Raw genomic sequence first — 256 nt, 5'->3', positions numbered from 1 at the left:
ACTGTGGACCGGTGATTCGCGTTCCGTAGAGGTGGGAGTCGACGAAGTCGTCGGTCTCGCGGGCGCCGAGGGCGTGCCCGACGAGGATGACGGCGGCCTGACGCAGGCCCGCCTCCTCGACCGAGTCGGCGATGTCGGCCAGGGTGCCACTCAGGACGAGCTGGTCCGGCTGCTCGGCGTTCGCGACGACGACGACGGGGCAGCCCGACCCGTAGTCCCCGACGAGCTCTGCGGCGATGCGACGGACGTGCCGGAT

At 71.1% G+C, this 256-nt stretch carries 1 pseudogene; it reads right to left on the bottom strand.

Going from position 1 to position 256, the window contains the following annotated elements:
- Window positions 1-256, bottom strand: a pseudogene (locus ACPYOG_RS19980) (precorrin-4 C(11)-methyltransferase); the annotation flags it as partial.

It is taken from the genome of Leifsonia sp. HAY1-4F, from assembly GCF_056755275.1.
The sequence above is the reverse complement of the archived record's forward strand: the minus strand, read 5'-3'. Positions and strand labels throughout refer to the sequence as shown.